At 47.1% G+C, this 22,693-nt stretch carries 15 protein-coding genes; 11 read left to right on the top strand and 4 right to left on the bottom strand.

Annotated features, from left to right (window positions below):
• The first annotated feature begins 25 nt into the window (after nt 1–25).
• On the top strand, nt 26–1,150 hold the full coding sequence (locus NSQ20_RS31090; protein WP_340031499.1) for an SGNH/GDSL hydrolase family protein: 1,125 nt from the start codon (nt 26–28) through the stop codon (nt 1,148–1,150).
• 117 nt (nt 1,151–1,267) lie between these two features.
• On the opposite strand, the gene NSQ20_RS31085 is transcribed toward NSQ20_RS31090, so the two are convergent.
• Nucleotides 1,268–1,834 (bottom strand): dihydrofolate reductase family protein, encoded by a 567-nt coding sequence (locus tag NSQ20_RS31085; RefSeq protein WP_340031498.1) that lies wholly within the window; start codon nt 1,832–1,834, stop codon nt 1,268–1,270.
• A 69-nt stretch (nt 1,835–1,903) separates the two neighbouring features.
• On the opposite strand from NSQ20_RS31085, the gene NSQ20_RS31080 reads away from it, so the two are divergent.
• From NSQ20_RS31080 to NSQ20_RS31065, 4 genes are all read left to right on the top strand, one after another.
• On the top strand, nt 1,904–2,812 hold the full coding sequence (locus NSQ20_RS31080) for a YafY family protein (RefSeq protein WP_340031497.1): 909 nt from the start codon (nt 1,904–1,906) through the stop codon (nt 2,810–2,812).
• Nucleotides 2,813–2,872: 60 nt separating this feature from the next.
• On the top strand, nt 2,873–3,799 hold the full coding sequence (locus NSQ20_RS31075) for an oxidoreductase (protein ID WP_315372106.1): 927 nt from the start codon (nt 2,873–2,875) through the stop codon (nt 3,797–3,799).
• 272 nt (nt 3,800–4,071) lie between these two features.
• Nucleotides 4,072–4,341, top strand: coding sequence for a CD3324 family protein (locus NSQ20_RS31070; protein ID WP_036611734.1), 270 nt, complete (start codon nt 4,072–4,074; stop codon nt 4,339–4,341).
• 184 nt (nt 4,342–4,525) lie between these two features.
• On the top strand, nt 4,526–5,071 hold the full coding sequence (locus tag NSQ20_RS31065; RefSeq protein ID WP_340031496.1) for a hypothetical protein: 546 nt from the start codon (nt 4,526–4,528) through the stop codon (nt 5,069–5,071).
• Between the two features lie 49 nt (nt 5,072–5,120).
• On the opposite strand, the gene NSQ20_RS31060 is transcribed toward NSQ20_RS31065, so the two are convergent.
• The gene (locus tag NSQ20_RS31060) at nt 5,121–5,981 is read right to left on the bottom strand and encodes a GNAT family N-acetyltransferase (RefSeq protein ID WP_340031495.1); all 861 of its coding nucleotides are present in this window, start codon (nt 5,979–5,981) and stop codon (nt 5,121–5,123) included.
• Between the two features lie 231 nt (nt 5,982–6,212).
• Here NSQ20_RS31060 and NSQ20_RS31055 point away from each other — a divergent pair, with 231 nt between their 5' ends.
• The 5 genes from NSQ20_RS31055 (at nt 6,213) to NSQ20_RS31035 (ending at nt 18,816) form a co-directional block, all read left to right on the top strand.
• The gene (locus NSQ20_RS31055) at nt 6,213–6,842 is read left to right on the top strand and encodes a hypothetical protein (RefSeq protein ID WP_161799407.1); all 630 of its coding nucleotides are present in this window, start codon (nt 6,213–6,215) and stop codon (nt 6,840–6,842) included.
• A 269-nt stretch (nt 6,843–7,111) separates the two neighbouring features.
• Nucleotides 7,112–9,253, top strand: a complete 2,142-nt coding sequence (locus tag NSQ20_RS31050; RefSeq protein WP_340031494.1) for an ATP-binding protein — start codon at nt 7,112–7,114, stop codon at nt 9,251–9,253.
• A gap of 4 nt (nt 9,254–9,257) precedes the next feature.
• The gene (locus tag NSQ20_RS31045) at nt 9,258–9,956 is read left to right on the top strand and encodes a response regulator transcription factor (protein ID WP_076320246.1); all 699 of its coding nucleotides are present in this window, start codon (nt 9,258–9,260) and stop codon (nt 9,954–9,956) included.
• A gap of 409 nt (nt 9,957–10,365) precedes the next feature.
• The gene (gene minD, locus NSQ20_RS31040; protein WP_076320245.1) at nt 10,366–11,175 is read left to right on the top strand and encodes a septum site-determining protein MinD; all 810 of its coding nucleotides are present in this window, start codon (nt 10,366–10,368) and stop codon (nt 11,173–11,175) included.
• A gap of 579 nt (nt 11,176–11,754) precedes the next feature.
• Nucleotides 11,755–18,816 carry an InlB B-repeat-containing protein gene (locus tag NSQ20_RS31035; protein ID WP_076320244.1) on the top strand — a complete coding sequence of 2,354 codons (7,062 nt, stop codon included), beginning with the start codon at nt 11,755–11,757 and terminating at the stop codon, nt 18,814–18,816.
• A 73-nt stretch (nt 18,817–18,889) separates the two neighbouring features.
• Here NSQ20_RS31035 and NSQ20_RS31030 read toward each other — a convergent pair whose 3' ends face one another.
• Both NSQ20_RS31030 and NSQ20_RS31025 read right to left on the bottom strand, forming a co-directional pair.
• Nucleotides 18,890–19,039 (bottom strand): winged helix-turn-helix transcriptional regulator, encoded by a 150-nt coding sequence (locus tag NSQ20_RS31030; protein ID WP_340031493.1) that lies wholly within the window; start codon nt 19,037–19,039, stop codon nt 18,890–18,892.
• Between the two features lie 105 nt (nt 19,040–19,144).
• Nucleotides 19,145–21,013 carry an AbfB domain-containing protein gene (locus NSQ20_RS31025; protein ID WP_338707371.1) on the bottom strand — a complete coding sequence of 623 codons (1,869 nt, stop codon included), beginning with the start codon at nt 21,011–21,013 and terminating at the stop codon, nt 19,145–19,147.
• Between the two features lie 245 nt (nt 21,014–21,258).
• Between NSQ20_RS31025 and NSQ20_RS31020 the strand changes: the two genes are divergently transcribed.
• On the top strand, nt 21,259–22,671 hold the full coding sequence (locus NSQ20_RS31020) for a DKNYY domain-containing protein (protein ID WP_338707370.1): 1,413 nt from the start codon (nt 21,259–21,261) through the stop codon (nt 22,669–22,671).
• Nucleotides 22,672–22,693: the final 22 nt, after the last annotated feature.

Below are 22,693 nucleotides of genomic sequence, written 5' to 3'. Positions count from 1 at the left end.
GAGCCAAACGTAGGAGGTTTGCACCGTGATATCTAATGAGAATTTAAAGGTATATGCTCTGCCTGAGATCGGAAATCTTAAAGTGCATGGCAGAATAACTGGAGAGTTGTCGCCGTTGACGTTATTTTGGACGGGGAGTGCAGTCGAACTCAATGTACAGGGCTCCGAACTATGGGTTGAAGTAGAGTCGCAGTATGACATGTATGAGTCATGGATCAGCATTCTGATCAACGGTGTTCCGGTGAGCAGACAGATGTTAACGGCGGGAAGGTATTGGGTCTGTGTATTCCGAGGTATGAACGCAAATGTGGTGAAGAATGTACGGATCGTCAAAGATGTTCAAGCGATGAGTGGTGACCCAGGTTGTGCCTTGCAGATTCATGCGGTGAAATCGGATGGAGCGTTCCTGCCTGTGCAGGAACAACCGTACAAGATCGAGTTCATTGGTGACAGTATTACATCTGGCGAAGGTGCGATTGGAGCGAAAGCGGAGGAAGATTGGATTCCGATGTGGTTCAGCGCCATACATAATTATACGTTTATGACAGCAGAGGCATTGAATGCGGAGTATCGGGTCATCTCGCAAAGTGGCTGGGGTGTGCTGACAAGTTGGGATAACAATCCAAAAGGGAACATCCCCGAGTATTACGAAAAGGTCTGTGGCTTGCTTACTGGTGAACGTAACGATGCGCTAGGCGCAGGAGATCAGCATGATTTTAGTTCCTGGCAGCCGGATGTGGTAGTCGTGAACCTGGGCAGCAATGATGGGGGTGCATTTCAGTCACCGGAGTGGAAAGACCCCGACACGGGCAAGGTGTACAAGCAGCGTTTGAACGAAGATGGTACGTATCATGAAGAGGATCTGGCTGCTTTTGAGAAAGCGGTGGAACAGTTCCTGTTCAAACTTCGGAAAAACAATCCGGCGGCACATCTCGTATGGGCTTATGGCATGCTGGGTTTTCCTATGATGCCCGCCATCTACCGCGCAGTTGATGCGTATACAAAGGGGACAGGAGACCGCAAGGTCTCAATCATCCAGCTTCCTGATACAACCGAAAAGACGGTAGGGGCGCGCACCCATCCAGGCGAGTTATCTCACCGTAGGACGGCAGAGGTGTTAGCAGAATATGTACGAGGACTGATAGGATAACTTGATACATGGTAATGGAAAGACCACTCTTTCATGAACTGTACCCCAATGGTTAGATGGTGTCTAACTTTATGAGGTCCCTTCATCATAAGAATGGTCTTTTCCCTTTCTACTTATCTAGACATTCGAAGGTGTGTCCGCTGGGCCGCTGTTCTGTACCTCATAACGAATCGAAATGATCTGTCCGAGCGCCTGGGTTCGGAGCATTTTAAATTGACTTGGCACAGTGCCTGTCGGGAATAAAGGAATGCCTTCGCCAAGAATTTTGGGAATGATGGCGACTTCAATCTCGTCCAGTAATTTTTTTGCTAACACAGCTTGAACCAATATGCCGCCACCCACAATCCACACGTCTCCATCAGAAGTTTGCTTTAGCCGGGGAATGAGTGTCTCTACCCCCTCAGTTGTAAACTGTGCATGCGGAGCGAGCAGCTGTTCCGAACGAGAAAGCACATATGTTGGCCGATCCGCATAGGGGAATTCTTCAGACAGTGTGAGCACCTCTTCATACGTATAACGTCCCATAATAACGCTACCGATCGTTTTATAAAATGCAGCATACCCGTTGTCTCCACCATCACCCTCCACATCAAATAACCAATCGACCGAACCATCCAGTCTTGCGATATATCCATCCAAACTCATAGCAATGTACAAAATTGTTTTGTTATCAGACATGTTCATCGCTCCCTTCTACAATGTATGATACACTTTAACTATGACAAAAGTTGACGTAGTTAGGGTGTTGAATAAATGAATCATCGGAAACTGGCGATCATGCGCCTGATGGATTCCAGACAGAAGTTCACTGCCCGGGAACTGGCAGAGCGGTTTGATGTATCGGTTCGTACAATTCAGCGAGATCTGGATGCATTGCAGGCGCTGGGTTTTCCTTTGTACACAGAAGTTGGCGTGAACGGAGGATATCGGGTGTTGCCCAATCGGATTTTGCCACCTCTTCAACTGACACAGCAGGAGGCATTAGGGCTGTTTATGATGCTGGAATATCTACAGCAAGTACCGGATTTTCCATATGGATCAATGCGTGAGCATCTGGCTGAGCAATACTTCTCTACTTTGCCCGAAGATGTACAGGATCTCATTATGCGAATGAGAGAGCATATCACCTTTGTCCAACACCCTGGTGGGCATTCCGAGCCTTTAACAACTGAGATATTGAGTGCAGCGGTAGAAAAGAGAGAAATCGAATTTATGTATCATGCCCGAAATGGGCGTAAAAAAGTCCAGGTCTTTCCCTATGGTATCTACTATGAACAGGGACATTGGTACATGCCAGCCCGAAATAAGGACCGCGTATTATTGTATCGGGTGGATCGCATGCAGCAATTGACGGTTATGGAATCAGTGGATAAATCTGTTCCGAGCCTGAAGGCATGGCTAGATGCCAAAGAAGATAGAGCAAGCGTAGAAGTGATGCTGCAATTCACGGAATTTGGAGCAAGGATTGCTGCGTCAGATGTGTTGTTCAAGTCGGTTCAAGATAACGAATGGCGCGGACTTGTTCCGCCCGAGGAGTTTTCTTTTACAGCACGAAAGTTACTCTCCTATGGGCCGGAAGTGAAGGTGGTGTCTCCGCTCGAACTGCAGCAGCAGGTTAGAGGGATGCTGGAACGGAGTTTAAGCCAGTATGGTGGGGGATAAGAGCTTTCAAACGCTGGATATTAGGGTATCAAGGAAGAGATAAGAAAGGTGTGTAGACAAATGAGCGAAGTTTGGACTAAAGACATCATCCCGACTGTATCCGATAAAGTAGTGATTGTGACCGGTTCGAACGGCGGGTTAGGGTATGAAACGGCATTAGCGTTAGCTGAAAAAGGCGCAAAGGTTATCATTGCAGTTCGTAATATGGAAAAAGGTGAAAAGGCAGCTAATAAAATAAAGTCGTCTGTGCATGTAGCTGGAGAGGTAATCGTTATGCAGCTTGACCTTAGCGATTTAGCTAGTATCCGTAAGTTCGCAGCCGCTTTTCTTGAGCAATACGATTCTTTGTCCATTCTCGTTAATAATGCAGGAATTATGAACCCTCCATTCCAGTTGACGAAAGATGGCTTTGAATTACAGTTTGGTAGTAATCATCTAGGCCATTTTGCGCTTACGGGTCTACTATTGCCTCGATTGATCTCTACTCCGAAATCGAGAGTTGTCACTGTAAGTAGTATGGCAGCTCATAATGGTGCGATTGATTTTAATAATTTAGATGGCTCCAAAGGATATAATCCCATGAAGTTCTACAGTCAAAGCAAGCTAGCCAATCTGATGTTTGCGAGAGAGCTGCAGAATAAATTTAATTCCGCCCATATTGATTCCATGAGTATCGCCGCTCATCCAGGGATTTCGCATACCAATCTATTTTCCTTTGGTTCGGGGAAACAGACCAATATATTCATGCGCAGTCTTTTGAAAATTATTAGTCAACCGGCACATATGGGGGCATTACCTACCTTATATGCTGCAGCAGATCCGACAATCACGGGAGGGGAGTATATTGCTCCCAGCGGTATGGGCGGCACTAAGGGCTATCCCAAGAGCGCTAAGATCATCGAAAAATTATATGACGCTAACATTTCAAACAAGCTATGGAGCGTATCAGAAGAATTAACAGGGGTATATTACAGATTCGACGTGTAGATTTTGCCATTAAGGAAAGTAAACCTTATTATGGAATAGACAGTTAAAAGTTCTTCAGCACAAAATAAGATTAACTGAATGGGGGGCTACCATGATTCGATTCATAATAAATTTAACGACCCGCTCTATGCAGAGTCCATGTGATGAACAACGGCGGTTGTTTGCATAGAGCTTGAAATTCTTTTCCGCCATATCATTGTAGTGCATATCCAATGTGTTCATTGTACGACTCTGCTGCCTTAAAGATTTTAACTTTTAAGGAGTGGAGCAACGTGAAATATATTAATGCGGATACAATCTTCCCGGAAGAATTACTCAAAGAAATACAGCGTCATATCTCTGGTGGCTTGATCTATATTCCGAGGCCCAAGGATGCCCACAAGAAGTGGGGCGAGAATTCGGGTGGCAGAAGGATTGTCCGGGAGCGGAACGACGAGATCCGCCAGCTTTTTGCTGCCGGAACAACCATCGATCAGCTTGCGGACCAATACTGTTTATCCATCGATAGCATCAAGAAAATTGTGTATTGCAAAAAGGGATGAAACTATAAAAGCCATGTTCGAGCAATCGAATGTGGCTTTTTCCTGTAAGAATAAAGAATAGTTATTAAAGCTTTTTTACATATTCGAGGTTGTTAATTACGCGTACAATTCATTTGACGGTAGAAGGTTATGCTGTGAGAGTTCATGAATTAACTCCTTAAATCATCTGGTAAGGTTGGTGAATATGAATATAGAAGTGAAATTAACGAATAAAGACGAGGCGTATGTGATTAAAAATATGTACCCGCTATACCTTCATGATCTATCCGGACATTATGGTCTGGGTGGAGAGCATACCCCGAACGAACATGGCATTTTTGAGCCAAGTCCTGATTATATAACTTTGCAGGATCAGTATAACGTCCAGAACATATGGTGGGAAAAACCGGAGTGTCTTTATCCGTTCCTCATGATTGTGGATGGCATACCGGCAGGGTTTGCGTTCATAGCTACTCCGCCATATTGTTCACAAGGCACGAATTTCTTTGTACATGACTTCTTTCTGATGCAGCCGTTTCGAGGTGTAGGCGTTGCTGAATACGCGGCATCGACGATCTTCGGCATGTTTATAGGAAACTGGGAGTTGTTCACCAATCCATCGGAGAAAAATAAGATTGGCCAATCTTTCTGGCGAAAAACAGTGGATAATTATACTAAAGGTAACTATCGGGAGATTTACGGGCAAACGTTCGATGGTTATAAATTGATTTTTCAATTCTCCAATATATAAAAAGAGAGACCGTCTCCCTTTGCGGAAAACGATCTCTCTCTACTACCTTTTATAAACTACCGTTGAAATAGTGATACTCAGAAATCACTTCAAAACCAACACTGCGGTACAGATTCAAAGCACGTTTGTTCTCGGTAACAACGGATAAGCGAATATCTGTGTAACTTTGTTTCCTTAGGAGATCAACCAGGATGCTAAGCGCAGTGCGCCCCAGTTTCTGTCCCTGATAAGCAGGCAAGATACAGAAGTTATGAATAAATGCGGTTGTTGCATTAATGGAGTTGACCCGTACCAGCCCAACAGGCAGTTGATTCTGCCATACAATATAGGTGACTCGGCTGGGTTCATTTGTTTGCATAAAGTACTCGCGTGTCCAGTCCTCCGAATCTCCAAAGGCTTGGGAGGAGCAAGTGACCATAAATTCCATATCCTCGGCTTCTGCCAAGGACAACGTTAGTTCAGGAGGCTCCACAACCGAAAGGACCTCATTCACAAGTTGCATCGAGTACTCCGCACGATCATAAATGGCTCCGAGGGATTGGGCAGTATGAACACCCGGAGATAAGCCCTGAGGAACGCGATAACTGAGTTGGTTAATCCCTTGTGGTTTCATATCCAGGATGGCCCTGTTCAGTAGGCTGCCGAACACACCTTGGCGACGAAAATCTGGGTGTACGATGGCATTAATATTCCCGGTTACGCCGTCGGATGGATACCAACTGAGGAGTCCTACCAAATCACCGTGGCGATAACAGAGGAGTGCATGGTCTCCGTCTTTTTTGCTAATATGGTCAAGGTCTGCTTTCAGATGAACGGAATCAAGCTGTTTACATTGTTGTTCGAGTAAAATAATAGCATCAATCTGTTCCTTGGAATTATAGACCATAGGAACGATTTGATAGGTTGACATAGCTTTCACACCTTCATTGTTGAAGGAAACACGCAGTTATTGGACCCGCAGGCGCTATCCTTCGAGAGTTGGTCCAGTTGTAATTTTGATCATCATCATTATCTCCTCCAAATCACTTCCCGATGACTATAACACAATCTATGATGAAGATGACACCCAATGGATATAATTCACTGGGTGTCTGTTCAGATACGCCCAATAACTGGACATTATATCCTATTGAAGGGATAATTGAGAGTAATACTGACGAGAAAGGAGTTGATCACCTCGCGTAAGTTAGCTTATGTGATGAGTACGTTGTTTCTTTCATCTGTCATGATAATGGGGTGCACCCCATCTGAGTCAGCCGAGAACGTTAAAGAGACCATTCCACCAGCGACGAATCAGCCGAGTATTGTGAGCAATCAGAAGGCGTCAGCCATAGATGAGCAGCAGGCCCTCGAAATGTCGCTGGATTATAAAACAACCGAACTGACTGTTGATTATAAGGACTATGAAGATACGTTAACTGTGGAGGGTCTGCTGGCTAGAGCAGAAGTAATCAGACCATTTTTGACAGAAAGGAATTTCGAATCCAATATAGATGCGCGATTTAACAAGATTCCTTTACGTGTAGCAGACAAAGAGAAGGCTCTGCTGCATCCTGAAAATATACAAACCAAGATCAAAGATAGCAAGAGTGACTGGATTCTTGTGGAATACACGCTCGATTTGAAATTTACGGATAAGGATGGCAAAGAGTTCAAGTCCATTCCGTTATCGGGTGATATCACCTTTTTGCAGGATCAGGGAGAATGGCGCATTCAGGATGACACGTACAACATGAAGCCCTTCACAGAAATCATCAATAATTCACTATAATGCATGAGTCATCTGTGAATCTGGCACATACAGATTGTGCTCGAATTATTCATTGCGAATAAGATCCTTCATATCAGTATGCACTTCAAAGTGTGTACTTTTTTTGTGGCGGCGCACCCAGCTAAGCGCGCGTCGTCAAAAGGGTATCATCGCGATGTTAGCTATCGACACCTGCTAGAAATTTGCAGGGTACATTCTCCTGTATTGATGATATTATTTGGATGATCAACTTACTTATTGCGCTCTTGTAGAATGGGGTTGGGTTCATCATGAGGGAGATTCTCCGAGTCGGTTCTCGTAAGGTTTGGTTGTATATCATTGCTGCTGTTATTGGTTTGGTTACAGGCTATGTCGTCCTCTCTTCGCCGGACTCTCCTAGGCTCCAAAGTGAAGAAGGTATTCTGGATTTAACGCAGGCTCAACTTAGTACGAATCCGCAAAAATTAACAGGGAAGTGGGCGTTCTATTGGCAAGAACTGCTGTCGCCTGAGGATATGCGGGTTCGTTCGGCAAGGGAAGGAAATCAGGACCACTGGATTAACATCCCAAGCTCCTGGCTGGGCTACCCGTTAGAAGGTCAGCGGCTGAGCGGTACAGGCTATGCAACCTTTGGACTGGTCGTTCATCTAAGCGAGCAGGATCGCGATGAGATGCTTGCTCTGCGGCTGCCTAGCATTTTTAATGCGTACAAATTATGGGTCAATGGCGAGCTGCTGGCAGAAGTTGGTGAGGTTGGTCAGGACAAGCACAGCATGACCCCGCAATTGGAAACAAAGCTGGTGTATTTTCAGCCTGAAAGCGACACGTTAGAGCTGGTCATGCAAGTATCCAACTTCCAACATCATCGGGGCGGCATTACCAAGGATATCGAGCTGGGTGGCAGTGACGTACTAACGACCAAGACCAATCTGAATCTTGCCAGGGATATGTTCATCACGGCAAGTTTGCTAGTGATCGGTTTGTATAATCTGCTGTTGTTTATGTTGCGACGTAAGGATAAAGCTCCGTTAAATTTTGGCCTGTTTACTGTACTGCTTGGTATTCGATCCTTGTTCAACGGCGAGCTTATCTTTACACAATGGTTGCCTCATTTTCCTTGGGAATTGCAGTTCAAGATCGAATATCTGATTCTTTGCCTCAGCGGTTATATCATCACCATGTATTTTGATTGTATTTTTCCGAATTATGTGTCGCGATGGTTTCGCCTTGGCACCCGGATCGTAACTGGTGCATTCTGTATCCTTGTAGTGGTAACCCCTGCAATTATATATACAAAATTTTTGCTGGTAATCGGTGTGATGGTAGTTCTACATATGATTTATCTGATGATCGGGCTGGTTCAGGCGGCTGTGCGACGTATGGAGGGAGCGCTGATCTTCCTGCTGGTGTCGGTGGTTACTTTGGTCACGGTTGTCAACGATTTTTTGTATTTTAACGGATGGTCGCTAGTTGGAAATACATCTCCGCTTGGCTTATTGATATTTACGATCGCGCAGCTGATTCTGCTGTCTTCGCGATCTACGAGGACGGCATCGAACGAAGAGAGAATTACACGTGAATTACAGTACGTTAATGACAAGCTGATTGAAATGAATATGAATCTGGAACAGACCGTTCAGGAGCGAACACAGGCCTTATCTACAGTGCATGATGATCTCCAAACCTCGTATGACCGACTGCTTCACTCCGAGCAAGGGAGGAAGAAGCTACTTGCTTATATTACGCATGATCTGCGTATGCCGTTGTCCAGTATGCTTGGATATGTAGAAGCTATACAGGACAGGGTCAAGCCGGAACGCAATGAACAATATCTGAAGTACATCCGGGAGAACACGATAAGGATTAACCGTATGATCGAGGAGTTGTCCTTCTTGTCTCATTTGGAGACTGGACAAGTCTCGTACCGAATGGAGCCAGTTCAGATGATTCCTTTCTTGCATGGTTTTTTTGAACAATATGAGTTGGTAGTACGCGACGCAGGATTAGACTTCATACTGGATATCGGAGATACCGAGGATAGACGATCTATTTTGCCAGTTGTCGAGATGGATGCGAAAAGAATAGAACAGGCCTTATTTAATCTAGTATCCAACGCCATGAAGTTCACCTCCAGCGGGGGGCTGGTGCGTATTGCACTAGTTGTGGAAGTGATGAATCATGCTCGCTATGCGACCATTAGCATACAGGATTCTGGCATGGGGATTCCTCCGGATCAGCTTGAGCAAATCTTCGAACGTAATTACAGATATGATCGGCCGGGAATGGGCATAGAGGGCAGTGGACTGGGGCTTGCAATTTGCAGGGAAATCGTACAAGCGCACGGAGGCATGGTTCGAGCGGAGAGCGACGGCAAGATGGGGGCGACATTCTATGTAACGTTTCCTTGTACGGTGATTGAAGGAAAGGGGTGATGAGATGGACACGCACAAAATCATGATCGTTGATGATGATCCTCATATATGCGAGATTGTGCAGGTGTATTGTGATAGGGAGGGATTTGTCTCCACCTGCAGTCATAGCGGGTCAGAAGCGATGGAGCTGCTTGCATCGTTTGAGCCGGATTTAATTATACTGGATATATTGCTGGCTAATGAAAACGGTATTGACTGGTGCAGGAATGCGCGTAATCTCACCAGTGCGCCGATTGTGTTTCTGAGCAGTCAAGAGGAAGACGAAATAAAAATTAGCGCATTATCCTATGGCGGGGACGATTATGTGACCAAACCATTCAGTCCGGGAGTGCTCATGGCCAAGATCAAGGCTCACCTTCGCAGAGTGTCGACGGGTAGAAGGGAACAACTGCTGGAGTTACCGGGTTTGACACTGGATTTCTACACGCAGTCCGTCAACATGGGGAACATACCTATCTCTTTATCGAAAAAAGAATTCAGTCTGCTGTCCTATATGGCACAAAACGTAAATCGTGTCGTCAGTGTTGATACGTTGTTTCAAATCATCTGGGGAATGGAAAGTCTGGAGGATACAAGAACGGTTGCTGTACATATCAGTAATTTACGCAAAAAAATTGAGTCTGACCCTGCCGACCCCGAGCGAATCATTACGGTTCGGGGGAGCGGATATATGCTGGTTTCTAACAGTACGTCACAAGCATGAATATAGCAGTAAGGGTGGTAGTCTATTATAAATGGGAAAATGGCGTTGGAGCAGTACCTGACGCTATTGGCCCATTTTTTGTTTTTTCCACTAGCTTCATAATCGACTCAAGATATTGAATTCCTCAACACCAGTCTGCGCTTTTCCATCCTCGTCAAAATGATGTGCCATCTCTCCGAAGAATTAAACGATCCAATACGCACGGATTTAAAGTTTTCTTTAGATTTCTCAAGTAGGATAATCCATCATGATAAAATCACTGTGGTCGATATAACGACATATTTCATCAAATTGTACCTGATTATTAGCTACGAGGACGTTACATTCAAGCCGGATCAAACGATAATACGTGAAGAAATGGTTGTCTTGCTGTCCCGCATTAGTACTTGAAGAGAAGGAAGTGGCTCCGATGGCACGAGTTATATGTATCACATCAGGGAAAGGTGGAGTTGGCAAGACAACGGTCACGGCTAATCTCGGGACTGCCCTTGCCTTATCGGGGAGCAGCGTTTGCCTGATCGATGCTGATTTTGGATTGAGAAATCTGGATATTCCGCTTGGTTTGAGTAATAGGGTAAGGTATCATATTTCTGATTTTCTGACGGGTCAATGTGCTTTACATCAAGTGATCGTCAAAGATAAGCGAATCAGTACCTTGTCCTTTATCTCCTGTAGTAACGACGCGGTGCATCACGATGATCCGCAAGTTTTTGGCGAGGTTGTACAGCAAATAGCCCAGAACTATGATTATGTGCTGATCGATTCGCCGGCAGGCATTGAAAATGGATTCTGGAATGCGGCTTTGGCAGCAGGTGAGGCTATTGTCGTTACTACGCCTCATCGTACATCGCTTCAGGACGCGGATCGCGTAATCGGATTATTAGAAGATATGATTCCGGCTCCGCCACAGCTCATCATTAATATGGCCGACGGACAGGAAGCCCGTTCGGCAACGGTAAAGATGCAGGATATTATCGATATTCTCAATATCGGTGTGATTGGCGTGATCCATGCCGATGTAGAAATTATACGTTCCGTACATAAGGGCATCCCGATTGCGCTTAATCCTGAGTTTGAAAGCGGGCTGCGCTTCAGGCATATCGCCCACAATGTGGCGAAGAATCAGCAGGAGCCTTTTATCTCATTGAAACCCAAGAGGCATATTAGTGTTTTTTCACTTCCTCCAAGACTGCGTTGGGGGAAGAGTAGTTCGTTATAGTCGATTCTGGTAGATGAATCGTTGGGAAGAGAACCATCTGGAATGGATTGCAGACGAGCTAAAGAATTCATGAAAGAGTGGTGTGGGAGTTACCTTCCCTACGCCGCTATTTTTTGATGTCATTGATGTTCTCACTTGCGAGTAGTTGCTTACTTAAAGTTTTCTTTATAATTCACAAGCGCCCCTATCTCGCATGATAAAATACGGAAGAAAAAACGACATAATTTGCTGTGTCGGTGTCACAATTCGACTGCGACTGATCAGGAAGGTCGGTGAACGAATTCAATCTGTAAAGTTGGCATTATCGTACCTTAAAGCAGTCGGATCTCTTCAGTCGGATGTTTGAGCTGACGTTGATGTGTTGAATGTGCTGAACGCCGCAGCTAGGACAATTCCATTTCTGTATGTAAAGTTTTTCCTCGCTTGATCTCCACGTGTCGAGCGAACTGACTCGCAGGAAACCAATGATCCCGATCTGGGTCAGTGGTATCCGCTATTAGTCTGGCTTTGTTGATTAGCTTGATTAGAAACCAATTTTGGAAGGTCTTTTTTAGTTTGATCTATACATAGAAGGGATGAATGAAAGTGAAGAAAGTAAGACAGGGATGGAAGGTGAGCCGGCAGATCCTGATGTGGATGCTGGTGATCAGCTTAGTAGTTTCTGCCGTGCCCCTATTACCAGCGCAATCGGCAGTAGCGGCTGAACTGCCGATGCAGATGACAAAAGTAACCACATCTACTGGATTCCAGGATGTGAGTCCCACCGACTGGTTCTATGATGCAGTCGTCCATGTGCAGGAGAAGGGCATATTCAGCGGAACGAACGCGAGTAGCTTCTCTCCTAAGGGGACAATGACACGTGCCATGTATGTAACGGCACTTGGACGGATGGCGGGAGTCGATGCCGGGGCGTACTCCACTTCGAGCTTTGCCGATGTACAGGCGGGCAGCTGGTATGCGCCATATGTCGAATGGGCGGTTAAGAAGGGAATTACCGATGGCACGGGGGATCGGAAATATTCGCCGGATGCTACCGTATCTCGGGAGCAAATGGCGACGATGACGTTGCGGTATTTCGAAAGCGAACAGATCCCTTATCAGACCGAGAATCCGGTCACGACAGAGCCGGGCGATCTCGGGGATGTATCGCTTTGGGCGGCTGATGCGGTCATCAAGCTGTGGCAAGCCGGTATGTTCACCGGGGACGAAAAGGGGAACTTCAATCCGCGTGCACAAGCGACTCGCGCGGAAGCAGCGGTTCTCTTCATGCGCAACAACGCGGTTGTAGAGGCGTGGAAAAATCAGAATCAAACGCCGGTGACGCCTACTCCAACACCAACACCGACATCGCCGGTGACACCAACAACCGGCGGTAATAGTGGTGGCGGAACGCCTGGAGATAACGGAGGTAACCCAGGCACGGGTTCCACTGCGTATACGCTCACGTTTGAGAGCAACGGAGGCACGGCAGTTGCTGCGCAGACGGTACGAAAAGGCCAGGTGCTAAATAATCTACCTGCTCCAACAAAAGAAGGATATATATTCCAAGGGTGGTTTGCGGATAGTGATCTTTCACTCATCTTCGCAAGCGGCAGCACCCTGAACGCGGATACAAAGTTGTATGCAAAGTATACGGATAGCATAGATCGTGCAGTACAGAGCGTACCAAGCTATTCGGTACTGGATGTCGCGCCGAACTTCACCATTAAGGTGCAGGATTCATCGGGCAGTCTAACGGAATCCCAGGTCAAAGAGGGGATGAACTTCGTGGATACGGCGAATCCCGAATTCGAAGGGGTTACCGTCTCTGGCGGGAACGGAGTTTTCACGGTATCGTCAGCAGCCGAAAACGGCAAGTTCGTTGAAGGTAACACATATCAACTTACGTTGACGGATGACAGCTTGTCCTTCCAAGGCCAAGACGCGACGACAAGTATTTATGTATTTAGCGTTGCTAAACAAGAAGTCATGAATGTTCCACTCAATCCGAATATGATCTACATTCCGTTCACGGATGTCACGGATATGGTGATAAATGGAGCAGATGTCGATTCGCCCGCGATTTCAGTCGTTACTACGACGGTAGGTGGCGAAAATGCACTCGCCGAAGTGAATGCGAGTAGTGGAACGTTCAAGTACACCGGAAGCACTGGCACGGTAATTCAAGTCGGTGATACCGTAGCCATCTATGAGGGAGTTAGTCCCAAACTGCGCACAGTCGAAACGACTGGTGAAGACGATGGTGATGTGGCCTATGTCCAGATCACGGCGGTAGATGGAAGTGTCTACACTTATGATCACGCAGATGCCAATCAAGTGTTGTTCAAGCCGGATGTTCTACCGGTGAGCATAGAAGCAGATAAGGATGGAATTCCCAATAACCATTCCATCACGGTTGAGCACACTGCCATGAACTACAGTGACAGCCTGTACAAGCCCTTTGGTTTGGATGAGCTGACCACTGTTGATGTGGGCGACTTTATTGGTTTTTATGATGGACAATTCGATCAAGAAGGTATTGAGATCATGGGTTATGGACGTATTACGTCGATTACGCCTGAGGCGGAGATGGACGTAATTACGTATGAAGATGCCACCATTGAAGATATTGAAAATGCCTTCAACATCTATCAGAAGCAAGCAATTGACGGCGACGATCTGTTTTCGGAAGAACAGATTGCACAGCTCGAAGAGCAAATTGAGCAGCAAGCGAGAGACAGCGGATTCGTCAATGAAGCCGCGGATTATCTGTCTGACATCGCCATGGAGACGAAGGAAATTCAGGAGATCAAGGCTCAGTCCTCCCTAGCGTCCAGTAAAGGGAGCCGGGTAAGTGTGGAGAATCTGACCGTTTTTGCTTCACTCGGCACGAGGCTGAAGAATATTGACGGCCGAACCTCAGGCGTAAGCGTTACATTACAAGTGGGTGCCGATATTGTTGTCAATATCAATGAAGACAGCGATCTTGTCATCCATATGACGGGTACATTCGTGCAGGAAATGAGCCTGGACCTCGGTATCAATGGGGATATGAAAGGGCACTGGCTGAAAAAGTGGGGGATTCCTTACTGGTACAGCATTGATGATTATGTAATTACGGCGAATCTGGATGCTTATAGCTATACCGGGATGAACATCACGGCAGAGATAGCTCTCGTTGAACACGATAAGTTAAATGATGCACTGAATGACTGGGTGGGCGAGAAGAACGCTGGCAGGTTGGGAAAGGTTCAGAACATTGCGACACAGATTAAAGCGGTAATGGCGGGTGTGCAGGATACTGCCGTAGATGCGGAATCGTTGAAGGAAAAGTATCAAGAGATGTTGGAGCAAGACACGGAGTGGGTTCCGTTAATCAAGAAAGAGCTTTTTGAAAAGAGCGTACGCGTGGCTTTAGGTATTGTGGAAGTCAAATTTGAAGCGGAGTTTGTGGTCAGCGCCCAGGTGAACCTGACGGTGGGGGCAGATTTCTACTATAAGATGGCGAAGCGCTACTCGGTTAGCTTGCGCGTATTGAGTTTCAGTGGTTCGAGCAATACGGTCAGCTTGCCGGGAGACGGAGATTACCAATTTACCTTCTATGTGATGGGGACGATCGGTTTACGAGCTGGTATTCATATGGAGGTCAAAGCGGGGATTGGAAGCGTCAAGTTGAATAGTATCGGGCTTGCTGTAGAACCCGGTGTGTATGTGAATCTTTGGGGCTACTTCTATTATCAATTGAAAAATATTAGCGGGGTGAAGACCACGAAGTCTTTAGGTGCCCTGTTCGTCGAGATTGGGATCTATTTGGAGGTCGAACTCGGCGCTCAATTAGGAGATGGAGCGCTTTCCGGCGGCGTGGAGCTGGTCGATGAAGAGTGGCCACTGTATACGATTGGAGAAGAACAGAACGTCTACGACTTCGCCTATCCACAGGATAAGTCGCTCAAAGTGAACATGGCGGGTTCTGCGTCATCCATCGCTGTACCGGAGTTGTGGGTCACGATGAATACCTTTGATTTGAAGACAGGCGATACGGATGAACAGGCGTATGATCGCTCGAATTTCGATATTCAGGTGGACAATCCAAACTTCAAGTATGACGCAGCAAACGGGATGATTGAAGTGGTGGACAAGAACATTCAGGTGAGTGATGGCAATCTGGTTATCACCTGGAAGGGGGCACCGGCGTCGTTCATGTCCGAGCCACTCAAGCGTACGATTCAGTTAAGCTGGCTTGCCAGAGTGGGTGACTACATCCTTCAGCTGGATCCACAGAACAGCGGAGTGACCCAGGTTGTGGCGGCTCCTTATAACGCGCCAATCAGTGTGGTCACCCCGGTATATCCAGGATACACCTTTGACGGCTGGTATACGGCCGCTTCCGGCGGCACGAAGATCACGATTCCGAACCGAATGGCTGCGGAGGATCGGAAACTGTACGCGCACTGGATTGCGAACAAGAATACGCCGTATACGGTTGAGTATTATGTGCTAGACCCGAACAGCAGAATACAGGCTCCGCCTGTGGATACTGAAAATAGGACTGGAACAACGGACACAGAGATTCGAATCAGCTCCGACAGGTTTAAGGAGCAGGGCTATGCGACCGGAACGGTAAGCGGCGTATTAATCAAGGGAGACGGCTCGACAGTCGTAAGAGTTAATTACTATCCGGAGAATCGAAAGATGACCTTCGTTGGGGGTTATGCCGGTGCGCCCCAAATCTCGCTAACGGAAGCCGTTGGCAAGAACATTGCTGCTCGTATACCTGTGCCGACAAGGCAGGGATATACGTTTGCCGGTTGGTCGCCAGAAGCTCCAAGTACAATGCCGATTGAGGATACTACGTATACAGCGAAGTGGACGGGGAGAGAGGGTACGCCTTATCAGGTCGTGTACTTGCTGCAAAATATCGGAAGTGACACCTATACGGTTGCAGATACGGAATCGTATCGTGGAGTTACGGGTACCGAGGCGAATTTGGCGGATGTCAAGCCGAGATCCTATGATGGCTTCGTGCGGGACGACAGCATTTCGGTACTGACGGATCTAATCACGAGCAACGGCAAAACGGCGTTGAAGGTATATTATAAGCGTGATGTATACCAAATGACGGTTGATTATAACGGTTCTGGGGCAACAAATAAAACGGATAATGTTCCTTTCGGAGCGACGATGCTGTTGCGTCTAGGCACTCCGACATGGCAGGGATATAGCTTTACGGGTTGGTCGCCAACGCCTCCGAACACGATGCCTGCTGAAGATGTCCAGTTTACCGCTCAGTGGGCAATTAACGACTACACTGTAAATTTCGACAGTAACGGTGGGTCCGAAGAAGTGCCGGCTCAGACTGTGGGGTTTGGCGCCACGATTAGTACGCCGACTGAACCGACGAAAGATGGTTATGTATTCGGCGGTTGGTACAGTGATAACACGTTGACGAATGCTTACGACTTCGCTACAGCGGTGACGGCGGATCTCACACTGTATGCGAAGTGGCTGATCCCTTACACGATAAGCTTCGAGAGTAATGAAGGGTCGGTAGTAGATGCCCAAACAGTGAATGAAGGCGTCAAGGCTATGGCTCCTGCCCCTCCGACGAAAGACGGCTATGTGTTTAGCGGCTGGTACAGCGATAGTGAGCTAATGAACGCCTACAATTTCACGACTATGGTGGTTACGGGAGACCTGACATTGTACGCGAAGTGGACGGTATATGTACCGATTACCTACACTGTAACTTTCGAGAGTAACGGCGGATCGTTGGTCACAGAACAGACTGTGAATGAAGGTGCCGTGGCTACTGCTCCTGGCGCTCCGATGCTGGAAGGGTATACGTTCGATGGCTGGTATAGCGATAGCGAATTGATGATACCTTATGGTTTCACAGAAGGTGTAATTGCCAATGTGATGCTGTACGGGAAGTGGACAAAGAACAGCTACACAGTGAGCTTCAACAGTAACAACGGATCGTCGGTGAGCAGTCAGTCCGTGAGTGAAGGTGACACGGCAGTAGTTCCTGACGCACCGACCCGTGCAGGGCATGTATTTGAAGGCTGGTATAGCGATGCTGGTCTGAATGAATCTTACAGCTTCATGACACCTGTGATGAATAACCTCACATTGTACGCGAAGTGGACGGCTATATATACGGTCACCTTCAACAGTAACGGCGGATCACTGGTGGCTGAACAGAATATGCAAACCGGCGGTAATGCTACGGAGCCTGCCGTACCGACGAGGGACGGTTACGTGTTTAACGGTTGGTACAGCGACGCTGGACTGAATGAAGCCTACAGCTTCACGACATCGGTGACGGGTAACCTCACGCTGTACGCGAAGTGGACATTTAACAGCCGCACGGTGGACTTTGACAGTAACGGTGGAGCAGCAGTAGGTAGTCAGACGGTGGTTACTGGCGACAAAGCTGTGGCACCTGCTGCGCTGAAGTGGGCAGGGTATCGATTTGAAGGTTGGTACAGCGATCGCGATCTGGAGATCGCCTACGACTTCATGACGCCGGTGACGTCAAACATCACCCTGTACGCGAAGTGGACGATGACATCGTGGCTGCAAGTAGGTGACTTGTTGGATTTGAATAGTAAGTCCAATGTCATCTTCGACAGTCAAGGAACTCCTTACGTGGCTTATATAAAGGACAATTACGAAGTGTTTGTGATGCAATTTAAGGGAGGCAAGTGGCAGTCCTTTGGCAATCAAAGCGATCTTGAAAAAGCGGGAGGATTAGGGAGCTCAGCTATATCGCTCGGAATAGACAGTAAGGACAAGCTTTATGTTGCTTATAAGAATAGCTCAGGTAAAGTAAGCTTTAAGAATTATAATGATGAACATAAGTGGTGGAGACCAGTATCTACTATCTCTGATTTCAGTTGGAATGATGGAAAGACGAGCAGAAAAGTGGATAAAGTTAATGATAGCTTCTTCATTACCTTCGATAAGGATGATAATCCTTTTCTGATGTTTAGAGGTATTTTGGCCGGTAATGCTGCGGAACCGTCAATGCTTATGTCATGGAGTTATCATGAAGGTAGTGGATGGAAACAAGAAGCGAGACTAGAGGCATTCGCAGGTCTAAGAGCCTTCCTCGCACCATTACCAAACAACGGCATGTATTTATTTGCTCCATTCAGGTTAACTGGTACCCCTGTGGCAACAGGATATAGCTTGGTAGATGGATCATGGAAACAATTGGATCGTAAAGCATATCTAATAACTGCGAATATGGATGCTGCATCCGCGCTTGATCCATCTGGCGTACCTTATATGATCTATCTCAGCAGCTCCAACGTTGTTGAAATGTGGAAATATCCGCACACCATTCCGTCAGAAGATACAGCATGGGAGAAGGTGAGTACTCCCGAATTCTTGGTCGGTTCATCTCAAGAAGGAAGCATAGATATGGCCTTTGACAGCGAAGGAACGCCTTACGTTGCTTATCGAGATGCAGCAGACGGCAACAGGGTGACTGTGATGAAATACGAGAATTTGGATTGGAGACCCGTAGGGTCTGCCGGATTCTCCGCTGGTGATGTTCTTCAGCTAGACATCACCATAGACAGCACCGATAACATCTATGTGAGTTATAAGGAACAAGGTAAAATGAACGTGATGAAGTTTGATCCTAATTTCAAATAACTTGGATAGATCAGACTGGCAGAAGAGCCTACTCCCATCGGAGTAGGCTTTTTTGCATATATTACATAACTCACTATATTTCATGCAGCGTTTGTGTCTCTGGGACGTTATGCACACCCCATTTGCAGATTTCCTCCAGAATGGGCATTACACTTTTATCTCGGTGGGTTAAGTAATACTCCACTTTGGGCGGGGTTTGATCGTACTTAACTCGTTTTATCACACCTTCACGTTAACCGCTTCTTCAGTTTTGAACCCTGAAAAACGGCCTTTCCCGAGATCTAAATTGTAGATGTAGATGGCTCATCCTCAACTCCAATTATCTTGCTTAGAAATTGGTTCGCCCAAACGTGGCATCACTCTTCACAGTTGCGCTGCTGGCTGCATTTACAGCATCCAACTGCAAAACATAATCATAATGCCGGATGTAATATCCGGGCTGACTGTACGATTGAAGGGATACTTTGGTGCTGTCAGCCCAACCAGGGCTGCTTAGGAACGTAGCATCTCCCTTATAGGCTGCAGTGTCCGCATATGCTTCAAGTACAATTTTGTTGCTGGCATTACGCTTCAGAAAGTAGCCTGGGAAGTTAATGGACTCAAGCGAGATTCCTGTGGAGCTGGCAAGACCCGGTACGACGCGGAACTGGGAATCCAGAACAGGGGAGACGTTGGCATCCACGCGAGCCGTGTAGTTGGCATGACGGATGTATCGATCCGGAACGTTGTGTGAACTGAACCGGCTGTAACCTGTGGCTTCTGGTGTTGCAGGACCCAACATTTTGACTTCGTGCAGAGTTGGGGTGTACCAGTTACCCGGATTATTCCACAAGACCGCGTTCACCATATTAATCCGCACATAACGGGCTGTGAAATGCACAGCATCGGTCGTAAAGCCATAGGTCAGATTGTTGGTGCGATCCAAGGTGGAGTAATTGACTCCATCGTTGCTAATTTCAATTTTGTATTTGTAGTATCCTTCGGAACCTTTATACATAAACCAGGACGTGTCGATCTCGGTGATCGTCTTCGGTGCGCCGAAGTCCACCTGCCACCAGGCAGGCCAGCTATTGGAGGAAGCCACCCATGAAGTCTGGTAGTTGCCATCATTGACGTTGGATGCAGACGAGCCGGAGGCTGTGGAGCTGGCGGTAGCTGCTTTGCCTTGTGCATGATTGACGAGAGCAGGCGGTGTTACCGCACCCGTTACTGCGTCGATATTCCACGTTGTATACCACTCCAGTGATGCGGTTCCGTTCGAATCATTCAAGGTTAGCGGCAGCCAGATATGTTTGTGCTCTCCGAGGTTCATCGGATTCCAGCGATCCCCCATGTAGATGTAGGATGTGGTGTTGCTGCCTGTAATCGTGGCAATATCATGAATCTGCGAACCAAAGGCAGATGGATTGCCATATGGCGTAAGCGCAGTCCATGGACCCGTCATGGAAGTTGCTGTAGCATAAGCGCCCTGATTCGGATACCAGCCAGCGGCTTGAGAGGTGAAGAGGTAGTAACGGTTGCCTTTTTTCACAACAGCAGGCGCTTCACGATAGGCGTTCTCGAACAACCAGCCCTCGAAGGATTGTATTCCGGTGTAACTTGCATTCATTTTGAAAATAGCCATCGTATCATTGGCACCGCCATTTTTGCGTGAAGCAGTAACCAGATAACCTGATCCATTTGTATCAACAAAGACAGTCATGTCACGGGATTCATAATTCATTGGGCGGAAACTGCCCTCATAGGTGAATTTGCCATTCGGGGTATTGCTTGTTGCGACCGCTACACGCCCGAGGTTGTAGTCCGTACCGTTCTCGTAATGTGCCCAGAGTACATACTGGTTAGTGGAGGCGTTATAGATGACTTTGGGGCGTTCGATTTTGCTGGAGGCCAGCTCGGTTGCAGAATCTTTGGTCAGGATGGCGTTGCTGAAAGTCCAGTTCTTCAGATCAGTGGAGGTGTAGACGTTCACGCTGTCGAACTTGCCGCCCACCGCATGTTCACCATACAGATAATACGTCGAGCCTACCTGCAGAATGTTGCCACTGTTCGCATGGATGGGGTTACCTGCGGTGTCGAGCCAATCGGTACCGTTGGTTATCGTGACACTTGCTGCGCTTGTTCGTTCAGGATGAAGTCCAAACAGGGTGAACGTGAGTGCAAAGACCAGAAACCAGACGGCTTTCCTGTTACCCATTACATACACCTCCCGAAAGATATCAGATTAAATGTAGCGCTTTCATTTATATTGTAGTTGGGTCAGACTCTTTTTCAAGTGAACAATCCATCCATTGCTGAACAAACCTTCATTTCATCGTGGCTGAGCGGTGAGAGCGGAGGAAATGTTCCTAAATATCAAGTACGATGATGTAGAGTGGATCAAATACACACGTTAAAATAAAGCTAGACTGAATTCACATCATGGTTGGAGGGTGGACCGTCATGAACAAGTTTATTGTAGATGAAGACCTTCAGGTGATATTGCATAATGACGAGGATGGAACGAACACTCCGATTAAGGGAGGTATTACTGCTCAGGATTTTGAAGTCATCTCTACGTATCAAAAGGGATGGTTGACCTTCGCCTATCTGCGTGATCGTCAGGGAATATGGTGGTTCAATGCCCGCAAGAATAAGGCGAGTTTGTTCAGTCGGGATACGGAAGCTTTTCGTGTGATCGATGAAGATTACTGCTTCGACTCTCAGTATGTCTATCTAGAAGATCAGGTCGTGCCTGACTCCGATCCGAGCAGCTTTCGGCTGTTGCCGGATACGCCTTACTTTGCTCAGGACCAACGTTATTTATATGTAAAGAGCAGCACGCATTTTCATCTATTTGAGGATATTGATACGAATGCTGTGATTGCTCATCACGACTATTGCACCGACAAGGACCATCTGTTCCATCTGTCCAGTTCTCTTCGCTATGCGAATGGGGAAAAGGATGAGGTGAGGGCATGGCTGCAAGAACATCATCCCGACGTACATGGCTGGTGGCATGCGAATTATGCCCACAGTGCAGAGGGCGCTATGCAAATCAGAGGCAATTGGTATGAGACGGCGTCGTCCATTTTTTATAGAACAGAATGGGGCCGTACTCCACATCGAGAAGCAAAAGCGGTATTCAACCTTGTTCGTGGAGCAGACAGGTCTACCTTTGAACCGCTTGATGAGCAGTTTGCACGGGACCGGGAACGTGTTTATTTTCAGTGGCGTACTGTAAAAGGAGCAGACCCGGATACGTTCGAGCCGCTAGGTGGACCTTTTGGTCGTGACCGCAATCATGTGTATTACAACGGATACCGTGTCGACGAGGCAGATGCTCAGCATTTTGTAGCGTTTGCCGGGACGGAGCATCTTGGACTTTCCATGGATCAGCAACATGTGTATCGTGCGGAGGTTGTTCGGACAAGTCAGCCCTTCGGTCATCCTGACGATGTGCTTCAGATCATTAAGGGGGCTGACGCAGCGACGTTTGAGTTAATAACACCTTCCGGCAGTTGGGCGGTGGATGCCAATCGTGTGTATCTATGGGGTAAACCGAATAAACATATCGATCGAGCCAGTTTTACACATCTATTTGATGCCGATCCCCAGAGCTTCGCGAAAGACAAGAATGGTCTGTATAATGCCAATGGAAACCGCACAGTGAAGGGAGTTAACGGCAGTACATTTGTCATGCTGAATCGATATTGGGGCAAAGATGACCATGTGGTGTTCAGTTTTATGACGGGTGGGGTTTATAAGGCGGGAGATGCAGCGACGTTTATGGTTACGGATGATATCGGGGGCGCCGAAGATGTGCTATTTCGGTATACGGTGGAAGGCGGTACAGTGCGGAAAAAGAAGAGGTAATGAAAAAAGGGATGGTAGACTT

The sequence above is a fragment of the Paenibacillus sp. FSL K6-1122 genome, assembly GCF_037977015.1.
GTDB lineage: Bacteria > Bacillota > Bacilli > Paenibacillales > Paenibacillaceae > Paenibacillus > Paenibacillus amylolyticus.
The sequence above is the reverse complement of the archived record's forward strand: the minus strand, read 5'-3'. Positions and strand labels throughout refer to the sequence as shown.